This window comes from Mesorhizobium sp. M1A.F.Ca.IN.022.07.1.1, from assembly GCF_003997575.1.
Lineage (GTDB): Bacteria > Pseudomonadota > Alphaproteobacteria > Rhizobiales > Rhizobiaceae > Mesorhizobium.
In genome coordinates, this window is record NZ_RZST01000149.1 from 1 (window position 1) to 13,174 (window position 13,174).

A 13,174-nucleotide genomic window follows, 5' to 3' on the forward strand; every position below is an offset into this window, starting at 1 on the left:
GAAGTCGGCGGGTTGCAGCGGCTGTCCGGCGAATATCTGGCCGCCGCCGTTGCCGATCCGCTGATCATCTTCGACCGGACCGCCACTATCGTCCACGCCAACGCGGCCGCCTTTGCCGCCTTCGGTGGGCTGGCCCCCGGCATGTCGCTGTCGCTCAAATTCCGCGCGCCGGAAATGCAGGCTTTGCTTGACGGGATCGTCTCGGGAACTATGGCGTCAGATGTCGTCGACTACACGGAAAAGCTGCCGGTCGAGCGCACATACCGGGTGAGCGCGTCCTCGGTCGGCCATGGCACCGATCTTTACGTGCTGGTGTTCAAGGATCAGAGCGAGGCGCGCCGCATCGACCGCATGCGCGCCGACTTCATCGCCAATGCCAGCCATGAGCTGCGCACCCCGCTCGCCTCGATCGCCGGCTTCATCGAGACGTTGCGCGGGCCTGCCCGCAACGACGCGGCGGCGCGCGACCAGTTCCTGCAGATAATGCAGAACCAGACGGGCCGCATGGCGCGCCTGATCGACGACCTGTTGTCGCTGTCGCGGCTGGAGATGAAGCCCTATCTGCGGCCGGGGACCGAAGTCGACCTTCGACAGACCATCGACAGCGTCATCGACTCGCTTGCGCCGCTGGCCAACGAGAACGGCATCGCCATCGAGCGGGACTTCATCGATGGGCCGATTTCCGTGCCGGGCGACCGCGACGAGCTCTTCCAGGTTTTCGAGAACCTGCTGGAGAATGCCTGCAAATACGGCCAGTCGGGCGGACGCGTCACCGTGTCGATAGCACACGCCGAGGACGGCCACGACCCAGGCATCGACGTGACCATAAGGGACTATGGTCCAGGCATTGCCGAGGAACACATCCCCCGCATCACGGAGCGCTTCTACCGCGTCGACGTGGAAAACAGCCGGACTCAGAAAGGCACCGGCCTTGGCCTTTCGATCGTCAAGCATATATTGACACGTCATAACGCAAGGCTGTCGATCAAGTCGGAAGTCGGCAAGGGTGCGGCGTTCACGGTTCATTTGCCGGCTCAATGATCCTATATTGGTTGGCAACCGGCATTTTCTTTTTTCTGAGATCCGGCTCGCGTATCAGCGGCAGATTGAGGGAACGCACCAGCCGGCAGGAACCGAGAAGGCATATCGATGCAGTCCGTCCACATTGTCAGTGCCTATGACGAAGAACTGAAATTCCTGTCGAAGCGCATCGCCGCCATGGGCGGGCATGCCGAGCGCATGGTCGAGCAGGCTATCGCGGCCCTCGTGAACGCCGATCCGGGTTTGGCACAGAAAGTCATCCAGGACGATCTCGTTCTCGACGAGGGACAGCGCGAGATCGACGACAAGGCGATCGTCATCATCGCCAGGCGCCAGCCGATGGCGACGGACCTGCGCGAGATCGTCGGCGCCATCCGCATCTCGGCCGACATCGAGCGCGTCGGCGATCTCGGCAAGAACGTCGCCAAGCGCGTCGCGGCGGTCATTGACGGCCGCCAGCCGAGCAGCCTCTTCCGCGGCCTCAAGGCGCTAGCCGATCTGGCGTTGACGCAGCTTAAGGAAGTGCTCGACGTCTATGCCTCGCGCTCGGTCGAGAAGATCGGCTTCGTGCGCGACCGCGACGACCAGATCGACGCCATGTACACTTCGCTGTTCCGTGAACTTCTGACCTATATGATGGAAGATCCGCGCAACATCACCCCCTGCACCCACTTGCTGTTCTGCGCCAAGAACATCGAGCGGATCGGCGACCACGCCACCAACATCGCCGAAACCATCTATTACATCGTCACCGGCGACCAGATGCCGGCCGAGCGGCCGAAGGGCGACAAGACCGACCAGGTGGTGTTGCCTGGCCCACTATCGGCCGGGTGACGCGGTATCGGCGACCCAAGATCGGCCAAGTGAAGGGCGGCCACTCGAATGGCTTTCTAATTTAGGCTAAGCTCCTCCAGGTGCAGCAGTTTTGTCAGTCGCCGTCTCGGGAGGTTTTGCGATGGAGCAAGTTCGAACCCTGACCGCGGCCCCGCAGCCGACATCCGGCATTGTTGCGTCCAGCGTCTATTCCGCCGGCAAGCGCGTCGCCGACATTACGATCGAAGAGGCCGGAATATGGGCGGCAAAGCCCGGCCATGTCGTCTGGATCGGCCTGCTCGAGCCGGACCGCAACCTGCTGCTTAGGGTGCAGGCGCAGTTCCATCTGCATGATCTGGCGATCGAAGACGCAGAACACCCGCATCAGCGGCCGAAAATCGAACAGTATGGCGATGCCTTGTTCATCGTCGCCCGCACAGCGCAACTGATCGATGGCCGCGTCACCTTCGGCGAGACGCATCTCTTCGTCGGCACCGGCTATATCGTCAGCGTCAGGCACGGCCCGTCGACCTCTTACGCCGCGGTGCGCCAGCACTGGGAAAGCTGCCCGTCCTCGCTCGCCAAGCGCGAGGATTTCGTCCTCTATGCAATTCTCGACTTCATCGTCGACAACTACATGCCTGTGCTCGAGCAGATCGAGGACGAGGTCGAGCAGATCGAGGACAAGGTGCTGCTGAAGCCGATGAGCGGTGGCGACATCGAGCGGCTCTACATGCTGCGCCGCGATCTGCTCAGGCTGCGCAACGCGGCGCTGCCGCTGGTCGAGGTCTGCCGGCGGCTGACCAGCGCCGAGCTGCCGCAGATCCATGCCGCCATGCATCCGCTGTTCCGCGACGTGACGGAGCACATCCGCACCGTGCAGGAAAAGATCGACAGCCTGCGCGAGGTGCTCGCCTTCGCCTTCGAGGCAAGCCTTCTGGTCGGACAGAGCCAGGAAACGGCGATCTCCAAGAAGCTGGCCTCATGGGCGGCCATCCTGGCGGTGCCCACGGCCTTCGCCGGCATTTACGGCATGAATTTCGACGACATGCCTGAACTGAAGATGGAATACGGCTACCCGACAGTCCTGGCCGCCATCGCGCTGATCTGCGCGTTTCTGTATTGGCGGTTCAGGAAGAATGGATGGCTGTGAAATAGCGAATAGCGAATAGCGATAAAGAAGCTTGTGCCGGACTCGAATATAGATTCCTATTTCGTTCGCTATTCGCTATTCGCTATTCGCTATTCGCTATTCGCTATTCGCTATTCGCTATTCGCTATTCGCTATTCGCTATTCGCTTAGCGGCTTCTGCGCCTTTCCGCCGCCGGCTGGAACGCCACCCTTGCATGGTATTTGCAGTACGGCCCGGTTTCGCCAGCGTCGTTGCCGCAGAAGCTGAAGTCTTCCGACAGCGGATCGCCGTTGGGCCATTTGCAGGTGCGCTCGGTCAGCTCGACGAGCTGCAGGTTGCGCGAGATTGGCACGACAACGTTCTCGACCGGGCGGATATAGTGGCGCGCCACCGGCTCCGCCTCGAACTGCACCTGCAGAGCGGTCGCGCCGATGGAGGCCGTCACATGACGGGCTGCGCTGGCGGCACGAGCCACGGACTTCTGCATCGAGGCGCCCTGCGTGGCCTTCTTCTGCCGTGCCGGCGCCGCGGTCGCGCGGCCGCGGCCCGACAGTTTCAGGCGATGCACCTTGCCGATAACGGCATTGCGGCTCACACCGCCGAGCTGCGCGGCGATCTGGCTGGCGCTGAGACCCTCCGACCACAATTTCCTGAGAAGTTCGACTCGCTCGTCAGTCCAGTTCATGAGACCGCGCTCCTGCTGAGGCGTGCGGCGGTCAGAATCCTTTCCCGAGCCGGCTCTCGCCGGGCAAACGACACCACATGTACCGGGTGATTAGATCCGCCGCACGAAATCTAGTTATTTCTCGACTACAATTACCTTATGCGCTGACTCGGTGACAAGAGTCCCCAGGGCAACACCGATTCGGTTTTTACGGTTTTCCCCAACTTGCCCAACCGCTGATGGGCCGGCGTGGCGCTGGAGCCTTGCCGCGCGCTTCTGCGCGACCTTTTCGTTGACTTCATGGCCGAAAAACATGATAAGCCGCAAAGGCCGCCGCATTGGCGGCTTTTTTGATTTCCGGTTCCGGAGACGCATATAATGAGCGGTTCGGCGCTTTACGAGACTTTTGCTCGCGCACCCCTGGCCTTCGACCGCGGGGAGGGGACCTGGCTGGTCACCGACAAGGGCGAGCGATATCTCGACTTCGCCGGCGGCATCGCCGTGAACTCGCTGGGCCACAGCCATCCGCATCTGGTCGCGGCGCTCACCGGGCAGGCGGCCAAGCTGTGGCACGTCTCCAATCTCTACGAGATCCCGGAGCAGCGCCGGCTGGGCGAAAGGCTGGTCGATGCAACCTTCGCCGACAAGGTGTTCTTCACCAATTCGGGCGCCGAGGCTCTGGAATGCGCCATCAAGTCGGCCAGGCGCTATCAGTTCGTCAAAGGCCATCCGGAGCGTTTCCGCATCATCACTTTCGAGGGCGCCTTCCACGGCCGCACGCTGGCGACGATCGCCGCCGGCGGTCAGTACAAATATCTCGAGGGTTTCGGTCCGAAGGTCGAGGGCTTCGACCAGGTCGCGTTCGACGATATCGATGCCGCCGAGAAGGCGATCACACCGGAAACCGCGGCTATCCTGATCGAACCGGTGCAGGGCGAGGGCGGCATCCGCCCGGTGCCGACGCAGTCGTTGAAGCGGATTCGGCAACTCTGTGACCGGCATGGCCTGCTTCTGATCTTCGACGAGGTCCAGTGCGGCATCGGGCGCACCGGCAAGCTGTTCGCGCATGAGTGGGCGGGCGTCACGCCTGACCTGATGGCGATCGCCAAGGGCATCGGCGGCGGTTTTCCGATGGGTGCCTGCCTCGCAACCGACGACGCGGCGGCTGGCATGACGGTCGGCGTGCACGGCACCACTTTCGGCGGCAATCCGCTGGCGATGGCGGTGGGCAACGCCGTGCTCGACGTCGTGCTGGCCGACGGCTTCCTCGAGGACGTTCAGCGCAAGGCATTGCTGCTGAAGCAAGGACTGGCGGCGGTCGCCGACGAATTTCCCGAGGTCATCGAAGGCATCCGGGGAAGCGGGCTGATGCTAGGGCTGAAATGCGCCATGCCCAACGCCAAGGTTAACATGGCGCTGCGCGACCAGCACTTGCTTGCGGTGCCGGCGGGCGACAACGTCATCCGGCTTTTGCCGCCGCTCACCGTCACCGACGAGGAGATCGGGGAGGCGCTGAAACGCATTCGGTCGGGCGCCAAGGGCCTGACCGACGCGATTACGGCCGAAGCCGCGAAGTAGTTCTGGAATCTGCCGATGAGCGTTCGTCACTTCACCGACCTGTCCGCCGTTTCCGCAGGCGATCTGCGCGTCATGCTGGACGATGCGATGGCGCGAAAGACCAGGCTCAAGGCCGGCGAGCGTTCGAAGCCGCTCGAGGGCAAGGTGCTGGCGATGATCTTCGACAAGCCTTCGACGCGCACGCGCGTTTCCTTCGACGTCGGCATGCGCCAACTCGGCGGCGAGACCATCATGCTGACCGGCACCGAGATGCAGCTCGGCCGTTCTGAAACCATCGCCGACACCGCCAAGGTGCTGTCGCGCTATGTCGATGCCATCATGATCCGCACCACCTCGCATGACCGGTTGCTGGAACTCACCGAAAACGCGACCGTGCCGGTGATCAATGGGCTGACCGACGATACCCATCCCTGCCAGCTGATGGCCGACATCATGACCTATGAGGAGCATCGCGGTCCGGTGGCCGGCAAGACCTTCGCCTGGACAGGTGACGGCAACAATGTGCTGCACTCGCTTCTAGAAGCCTCGGCGCGGTTCCGCTTCAACCTCAATGTCGCCGTGCCGGAGGGCAGCGAGCCGTTCGAGAAATATGTCGACTGGGCGAAGGCCAATGGCGGCAAGGTGAGGTTTGCCGGCTCGGCCGAAGAGGCCGTCGACCAGGCCGATTGCGTCGTCACCGACAGCTGGGTGTCGATGGGCCAGGAGCATCGCGCCCGCGGCCATAACGTCTTCCTGCCCTACCAGGTCAACGCCGCGCTGATGGCGAGGGCGAAGTCCGACGCGCTTTTCATGCACTGCCTGCCTGCGCATCGCGGCGAGGAGGTCACCGACGAGGTGATCGACGGACCGCATTCGGTGGTCTTCGACGAGGCCGAGAACCGGCTGCACGCCCAGAAGGCGGTGCTGGCCTGGTGCCTGGGCGCTTGACCGGGGTCGACTTGATCCGCGCCAACTTGATCCCGGGATGTGTGATGCCTATTTGCGGGCCATCACTGAAATCGAACGCGCTTCGACCCATGCCGCCTGGAAAGCGGGATGGATGCGCCCCGGAGTTTTGTCATGCTGGAAACGCTTTCCTTGGCTGAGCATCAACCCAAACTCGGCGAATTCGGCTTCGCAGGCGACGACCATGTCGTGCCTTACGAAGTAGCGCCCCTGGATGTGCGCGGCCGCACGGTGCAGCTCGGGCCGATGCTCGACGCCATTCTCAGCCGCCACGATTATCCCGAGCCGGTCGCGCGCCTGCTGGCGGAGGCCTGCGTGCTCACCGTGCTGCTCGGCACGTCGCTGAAATTCGAGGGCAAGTTCATCCTGCAAACCCGCACGGACGGACCGGTCGACATGCTGGTGGCGGACTTTACCACGCCGCATTCGTTGCGCGCCTATGCGCGCTTCGACGCCGACCGGCTGCAGGCGCTGATTGCCTCGGGCGAGATCTCGCAGGAGAAGCTGCTCGGCACCGGCGTCCTGGCCCTGACCATCGATCAGGGCGCGCACACGCAGCGCTATCAGGGCATCGTCCAACTCGACGGCACATCGCTGGAAGAAGCCGCGCGCACCTATTTCCGCCAGTCGGAGCAGATCCCGACCGATCTGAGGATGTCGGTTGCGAAGCTGGTGACCCCGGGCCCGGGCGGGGCCCGCGAGCAATGGCGCGCCGGCGGTATCCTGGCGCAGTTCCTGCCGCAGGCGCCCGAACGCATGCGCGTGCCCGACATTTCGGGCGGGGATGGCGATCCACGAGACGTGACGCACGAACCGGCCGACAATTCCTGGCGGGAACTCTTGGCGCTGCTCGGCACCATCGAGCCGACCGAGCTCATCGATCCGACGGTGGGTGCCGAGCGGCTGCTCTACCGGCTGTTCCACGAGCACGGCGTGCGCGTCTTCCGCGGTGTGCCGGTCGCCGATCAGTGCTCCTGCTCGCGCGACAAAATCCGAGGCATTCTCGAAGGCTTCTCGGCCGAGGAGATAAAGGACTCGACCGAGGACGGCGGTATCCATGTCGCTTGCGAGTTCTGCTCGACGCAGTACGACTTCGATCCGGCGGAGTTTGCGGCGGAGTGAGAAAGCTCCGGCTCCTCGCCCCCGCTTTGCGGAGGCGGGGAACTCGAGTTCTTTAATTCACCGTCCTTTTCGTCCCCGGCATATCGAGCGAGAAAGCCGGAATGGCGACGTCGAACGTTTCGCCGCGGCCGTTGCGCATCGTGTAGCGGCCGACCATGATGCCGGATGGCGTCGAGAGCGGGCATCCCGACGTGTACTGATAGCTGTCGCCGGGGTTGAGCTCCGGCTGGTCGCCGACCACGCCCTCGCCGCGCACTTCTTCGACTCGGCCACGCCCGTCGGTGATGTGCCAGTAGCGCGACAGAAGCTGCACGAACTCGTCCGACCGGTTGTCGATCGTCACCTGGTAGCCCCAGACATAGCGGTTTTCGGACGGATCGGAACGGTCCTCCAGATAAAACGGCCTAACCTGCACTTCGATGTTGCGCGTCACGGCGCGATACATGAGCCACTCCGGTGCCGCAGGGAACATTTTACCGCGCTTCGCGGTTCTACCTCCGCGGCGTCGCCAGCCTGCCGGCTTTTCCACCGCAAGTGCCGACAAACAATGTCATTTAAGTGACACATGACAATGTTGGTGTGCACAAACCGTGCGGGCGACTCGGGCGCTTTGTCGAGTGATGAAACGGCCTCGGGCGGCCTTTCCGGAGTGACCAGATCTCGATGGAACTGACCCTCGCAGCCGCCTTTGCCTCCTCGGCCCTTCTTTTTTCCAACCTTGCCAGCATCCTGCTCGCGTCGTCGCGGCTGAAGGCTCGTTGCGCCATTCCCGCGCCCTCCGGCGGCCTGTCGCCTGTCTCGATCGTCGTGCCGTCGCGCGGTGTGGAGCCGTTCACGCAGGAGACGCTCGACCGCGCCTTCTCGCTCGATTGGCCGCGCTACGAACTGATCTTCTGCGTCGCGCACGCCGAAGATCCCGTGGTCAAGCTGATCAACGCCGCCATCGCGAGATTTCCGAATGTTCCGGCGCGGCTCCTCGTCGGCGATGACAGGATCAGCGCCAATCCCAAGCTAAACAACTGCATCAAGGGCTGGCAGGCGGCGCGGCACGACTGGGTGATCCTCGCCGATTCCAACGTGCTGATGCCCAAGGACTATGTCCAGCATCTGATGGCGGCCTGGGGGCCGGACACCGGCCTCGTCTGCTCGACGCCGATCGGCTCGCGTCCGAACGGTTTCTGGGCCGAGGTCGAATGCGCCTTCCTCAACACGCTGCAGGCGCGCTGGCAATATGCCGGCGAAGCGCTCGGCCTTGGCTTCGCCCAGGGCAAGAGCATGCTGTGGAACAAGCCGATGCTGGATGCAAATGGCGGCATCCAGGCTTTGGCCGCCGAGATCGCCGAGGACGCGGCGGCGACCAAGCTGGTCAACAGCCTTGGCCTTCGGGTCAATCTCGTGGCCGCGCCCTTCGAGCAGCCGCTCGGCCAGCGCACGCTCGCCGAAATCTGGTCGCGCCAGGCGCGCTGGGCGCGGCTGCGCCGCGTCACCTTCCCATTGTTCTTCGCGCCCGAAATCCTGACCGGTGTGGTCGTGCCGCTGCTTCTGGCGCTGATCGCGGCGGCAAGCGCCGGTGTCAGCCTGCCCACGACCGCGCTCTGCGTGCTGGCGATCGCCTATGTGCCCGAATGCATGCTCGCCTGGTCCAAGGGCTGGCATCTGTCGCCGCGCAGCGTCACCGCGATGATCGTGCGCGACGCGATGCTTCCCGCCATCTGGGCGCGCGGCTGGCTTGGCGGGGCCGTCGAATGGCGTGGCAACGCAATGACCATCCGCAACAGCGGGATGACTGAACTCGAAGAGATTGCTTGAGCCGGCTGCGGCTCAAGCGCCCTCTTTGCCGCCGTGGCGGTTCATTCCTTCGCCGCCTTCAGCGCCTGTTCGATGTCGGCGAGCAGGTCGTCGGTATCCTCCAGCCCGACGGAGAGCCTGAGCGTGCCTGGTCCGATGCCGAGCTCGGCGCGGGCCTCGTCAGTGAGGTTTTTGTGCGTCGTCGTCGCCGGATGCGTGATCAGGCTCTTTGCGTCGCCGAGGTTGTTCGAGATCAGCACGATGTCGAGCGCGTTCTGCAAGGCGAAGGCCGCCTGCTTGCCGCCCTTGACGTCGAGGCAGATCAGCGTCGAGCCGCCCGACATCTGCTTCCTGACGATATCCGCCTGGGGATGGTCGGCCCGGCCCGGATAGATGACGCGGGCGATCTCCGGCCGGCCAGCCAGGAAGTCCGCGATCTTGCCGGCGCTTTCGGTCTGGTGGCGCACGCGCAGCGGGAGCGTCTCGAGGCCTTTCAGCAGCGTCCATGCGTTGAATGGGGACAGGCTCGGGCCGGTGTGCCGGAAATAATCGTGCAGGTTCTCGTCGATCCACTTCTTGTCCGACAGGATGACGCCGCCGAGGCAGCGGCCTTGTCCGTCGATGTGCTTGGTCGCCGAGTAGACCACGATATGGGCGCCGAGCTGCAGCGGCTTCTGCTGCAGCGGCGTGGCAAAGACGTTGTCGACGATCACGCGTGCGCCGATCGAATTTGCTAAAGCGGCGACAGCGGCGATATCGACCACTTCCAACGTCGGGTTGGTCGGACTTTCCAGGAAGAACAGCTTGGTGTTCGGCCTGACCGCTTTTTCCCAATTGGCAATGTCGGTGCCGTCGATCAGCGTTGCCTCGATGCCATAGCGCGGCGCCAGCGTCTCGACTACCCAGCGGCAGGAACCGAACAGGGCTCGCGCCGCAACGATGTGATCGCCGGCCTTGACGCTGCAGAGCAGGGCGGCGGACACGGCGGCCATGCCGGAAGCGGTTGCACGTGCGTCTTCCGCGCCTTCCAGCGCGCACATGCGCTTCTCGAACATATCGACGGTCGGGTTGGCGTAGCGCGAATAGATGAAGCCGGGTTCCTCGCCCTTGAAGCGGGCCTCCGCTGCCTGGGCCGTCTCGTAGACATAGCCCTGGGTGAGATACATCGCCTCGGCGGTCTCGCCGAAGCCGGAACGCAGCGTCCCGCCATGCACGAGTGCCGTCTGAGGTTTCCAGTTACGCGTCTTGGTCATCGCCCTGCTTCCAAACACAAAAAAACCGGCCGCGACGTCGCAACCGGTCCATACGGCCTTGCGGCCCGACGGTCCTTTAGCGACTTGTTTAACGTGGCTGCAAGCCGACCGGCCAAATCACCACGGGATAACGACCCTTTAGACCTCGCCCGCGCTTGCGTCAATTGCCGGCTTGATTAAGAGGGTTGTACCAGGCAGCCTCCGCAAAAGTGTCCCGCGGTTTTGCGACAGGAAACTGCGACGACAATGACTTCGCCCGGAGCCAGACATTGCGGCAGACAGGCATTCTTCCGGATCAGGACATCGCGGCGCTCTTCCAGTCGGGCGCGCTGAAGTCGCCGCGCGCGCTCGACACCAACCAGATCCAGCCGGCCAGCCTCGATCTCAGACTTAGCGACAAGGCCTTTCGCGTGCGGGCTTCCTTTCTGCCCGGTCCCGATCATCTGGTGGCCGACAAGCTGGACCGGCTGAAGCTGCATGAGATCAACCTTGCCGAGGGCGCGGTGCTGGAGACGGGCTGCGTCTACATCGTGCCGCTGCAGGAAAGCCTGGCGCTGCCGGCGGAAGTCTCGGCTTCGGCCAACCCGAAGAGCTCGACCGGACGGCTCGACATTTTCACGCGTGTCATGACCGACCGCGGCCATGAGTTCGATAAGATCGCCGCCGGCTATCATGGCCCGCTCTATCTCGAGGTCAGCCCGCGCACCTTCCCGATCGTCGTGCGCGCCGGCTCGCGCCTGTCGCAGATCCGCTTCCGCACCGGCAATGCCGTGCTGTCGGAGAATGAGTTGCGTGACCTCCATCACGCCGAGATGCTGGTTGCGACCGAGCCGCCCAACATCTCCGGCGGCGGCATTGCGCTCTCTATCGATCTCGACGGCGACAAGGACGGCCTGGTCGGCTATCGCGGCAAGCACCACACCGGCCTCGTCGACGTCGACAAGCGCGCCGCTCAGGATGTGGTCGACTTCTGGGAACCGCTCTACAAGAGCGGGGCCGGCGAGCTCGTGCTCGACCCGGACGAGTTCTACATCCTGGTCTCTCGCGAAGCCGTGCACGTGCCGCCGCTCTATGCCGCCGAGATGACGCCTTTCGATCCGCTGGTCGGCGAGTTCCGCGTCCACTATGCCGGCTTTTTCGACCCGGGCTTCGGCCATTCCGCCGCCGGCGGCAGCGGCAGCCGCGCGGTGCTTGAAGTGCGCAGCCACGAGGTGCCGTTCATCCTCGACCACGGCCAGATCGTAGGCCGCCTCGTCTACGAGCATATGCTGAAGCGGCCGCAGGCGCTCTATGGCAGCGAGCTGGGTTCCAACTATCAGGCGCAGGGGCTGAAGCTCTCCAAGCATTTTCGCGCCGCGCGCTGATCGCCAGGCTGTGCTTGCCCGGCCTCGCGCGCCGTGCTTGGCTGCGTCTGAGCATGTAGCACCTGAACCCAAGGGGATGAAAATGCAGATATCCAGATGGATCCTGTCGGCTGCGGCCGCCGCCATGCTGGCGCTCGGCGTCGGTTCGGTAGACGCGGCCGAAAAGATCAAGATCGGCACCGAGGGCGCCTATCCGCCCTTCAACACCATCACGCCGGACGGCAAGGTGGAAGGCTTCGACATCGACATCGCCAATGCGCTCTGCGCGCAGATGAAGATCGAATGCGAGATCGTCACCCAGGATTGGGATGGCATCATTCCGGCCCTGCAGGCCAAGAAATTCGACGCCATCATCGCCTCGATGAGCATCACCGAGGAACGCAAGAAGCAGGTCGCCTTTACCCACAAATACTACACCACGCCGCTTGCGCTGGTCGCCCTGAAGGACGCCGATATCGCCTCGACCGAGCCGGCCTCGCTTGCCGGCAAGACGGTCGGTGCCCAGGCCTCGACCACCCAGGCCAACTACGCCCAGGACGTCTACGCCAAGGCCGGCGCCGAGGCGAAGCTCTACCCGACCCAGGAAGAGGCGGTCACCGATCTGCTCAACGGCCGGCTCGACGCCGTCATCTCGGACAAGTTCGTGCTGGTCGACTGGATGAAGAAGGCGAGCGACGGCTGCTGCAAGCTGGTGGGCGACGTCAAGGGCACCGAGACCGAGGCCGGCATCGCCGTGCGCCTGGAGGACGCCGCCCTGCGCGACCGCCTCAACGCGGCAATCGACGCCATTGTTGCCGACGGCACCTACAAGAAGATCCAATCGAAGTATTTCGATTTCGATATTTATTGAGGTTGAAGCTGCCAATCTCCCCCCTCGTGGGGGAGATCACGCTCTAACCTCACAGCGCCTTCACCGCCACCTTCACTGGCTTCTCGATCTCGAGCGGGTTGCGCAGCGGCAGGCCGAAATCCTTGGCCTCGATCTCGAACGTGTCGCCTTCCTCGGTCCTGACGCCGTCTGCGAACGAGAGTGTGGCGGTGCCGAACATGTGCACATGCACGTCGCCCGGCTGGCGGAAGGCTGAATATTTGAAATGGTGATGCTCGAGATTGGCGATGGTGTGCGACATGTTCGCCTCGCCGGACAGGAACGGCTTTTCCCAAAGCACTTTGCCGTCGCGCCAGATTCGTGAAGAGCCCCTTATGTCGGCGGGCAGCTCGCCGATCAGGATTTCCGGTCCGAACGAGGCGTTGCGCAGCTTGGAATGGGCGAGGAACAGGTAGTTCACGCGCTCGGTCACATGGTCGGAAAACTCGTTGGACAGCGTGAAGCCGACGCGGAACGGCGCGCCGTCGTCGCCGATGACATAGATGCCGGCGATCTCCGGCTCCTCGCCGGCGTCTTGCGCGAAGGCCGGCGACATCAGCGCGGCACCGGGCGCCACCGCCATGGTGCCGTTGCCCTTGTAGAAC

The 13,174-nt window shown here is 63.7% G+C and carries 13 protein-coding genes and 1 riboswitch; of the genes, 9 read left to right on the forward strand and 4 right to left on the reverse strand.

Annotated elements, in window-relative coordinates; genetic code table 11:
- The 3 genes from EOA75_RS17605 to EOA75_RS17615 form a co-directional block, all read left to right on the forward strand.
- Window positions 1-1,041: ATP-binding protein (locus tag EOA75_RS17605; protein ID WP_127324755.1), on the forward strand; the 1,041-nt coding region annotated here is incomplete at its 5' end.
- A gap of 108 nt (window positions 1,042-1,149) precedes the next feature.
- Complete coding sequence (gene phoU / locus EOA75_RS17610) at window positions 1,150-1,875, forward strand: phosphate signaling complex protein PhoU (RefSeq protein WP_127215490.1); 726 nt, start codon at window positions 1,150-1,152, stop codon at window positions 1,873-1,875.
- A 121-nt stretch (window positions 1,876-1,996) separates the two neighbouring features.
- Entirely contained in the window at window positions 1,997-3,007 is a 1,011-nt protein-coding gene (locus tag EOA75_RS17615; RefSeq protein WP_127324756.1) for a magnesium and cobalt transport protein CorA, read from the forward strand.
- Between the two features lie 146 nt (window positions 3,008-3,153).
- On the opposite strand, the gene EOA75_RS17620 is transcribed toward EOA75_RS17615, so the two are convergent.
- On the reverse strand, window positions 3,154-3,672 hold the full coding sequence (locus EOA75_RS17620) for a GcrA family cell cycle regulator (RefSeq protein WP_066996757.1): 519 nt from the start codon (window positions 3,670-3,672) through the stop codon (window positions 3,154-3,156).
- 357 nt (window positions 3,673-4,029) lie between these two features.
- On the opposite strand from EOA75_RS17620, the gene EOA75_RS17625 reads away from it, so the two are divergent.
- The 3 genes from EOA75_RS17625 to EOA75_RS17635 all read left to right on the forward strand — a co-directional run bounded on the left by EOA75_RS17625 (window position 4,030) and on the right by EOA75_RS17635 (window position 7,296).
- Window positions 4,030-5,229 carry an aspartate aminotransferase family protein gene (locus EOA75_RS17625; protein WP_127324757.1) on the forward strand — a complete coding sequence of 400 codons (1,200 nt, stop codon included), beginning with the start codon at window positions 4,030-4,032 and terminating at the stop codon, window positions 5,227-5,229.
- Window positions 5,230-5,244: 15 nt separating this feature from the next.
- A complete protein-coding gene (argF, locus tag EOA75_RS17630; protein ID WP_095799366.1) occupies window positions 5,245-6,156 on the forward strand; it encodes an ornithine carbamoyltransferase in 912 nt (303 codons plus the stop codon).
- Window positions 6,157-6,264: 108 nt separating this feature from the next.
- A complete protein-coding gene (locus EOA75_RS17635; RefSeq protein WP_082953802.1) occupies window positions 6,265-7,296 on the forward strand; it encodes an Hsp33 family molecular chaperone in 1,032 nt (343 codons plus the stop codon).
- A gap of 52 nt (window positions 7,297-7,348) precedes the next feature.
- Here the strand turns inward: EOA75_RS17635 and apaG are convergent, their stop codons facing one another.
- Entirely contained in the window at window positions 7,349-7,741 is a 393-nt protein-coding gene (apaG, locus tag EOA75_RS17640) for a Co2+/Mg2+ efflux protein ApaG (protein WP_067322738.1), read from the reverse strand.
- 218 nt (window positions 7,742-7,959) lie between these two features.
- Between apaG and EOA75_RS17645 the strand changes: the two genes are divergently transcribed.
- Entirely contained in the window at window positions 7,960-9,105 is a 1,146-nt protein-coding gene (locus EOA75_RS17645; RefSeq protein ID WP_095826061.1) for a ceramide glucosyltransferase, read from the forward strand.
- A 41-nt stretch (window positions 9,106-9,146) separates the two neighbouring features.
- Here the strand turns inward: EOA75_RS17645 and EOA75_RS17650 are convergent, their stop codons facing one another.
- Window positions 9,147-10,337 (reverse strand): O-succinylhomoserine sulfhydrylase, encoded by a 1,191-nt coding sequence (locus tag EOA75_RS17650; RefSeq protein WP_067322744.1) that lies wholly within the window; start codon window positions 10,335-10,337, stop codon window positions 9,147-9,149.
- Window positions 10,338-10,393: 56 nt separating this feature from the next.
- Window positions 10,394-10,471: riboswitch (SAM riboswitch) on the reverse strand.
- 135 nt (window positions 10,472-10,606) lie between these two features.
- Here EOA75_RS17650 and EOA75_RS17655 point away from each other — a divergent pair.
- Entirely contained in the window at window positions 10,607-11,701 is a 1,095-nt protein-coding gene (locus EOA75_RS17655) for a 2'-deoxycytidine 5'-triphosphate deaminase (RefSeq protein WP_067322878.1), read from the forward strand.
- A gap of 82 nt (window positions 11,702-11,783) precedes the next feature.
- Window positions 11,784-12,551, forward strand: coding sequence for an ABC transporter substrate-binding protein (locus tag EOA75_RS17660; RefSeq protein ID WP_082953809.1), 768 nt, complete (start codon window positions 11,784-11,786; stop codon window positions 12,549-12,551).
- A gap of 49 nt (window positions 12,552-12,600) precedes the next feature.
- Here EOA75_RS17660 and araD1 read toward each other — a convergent pair.
- A partial coding sequence (gene araD1 / locus EOA75_RS17665; protein ID WP_281058535.1) for an AraD1 family protein occupies window positions 12,601-13,174 on the reverse strand: 574 nt, incomplete at its 5' end.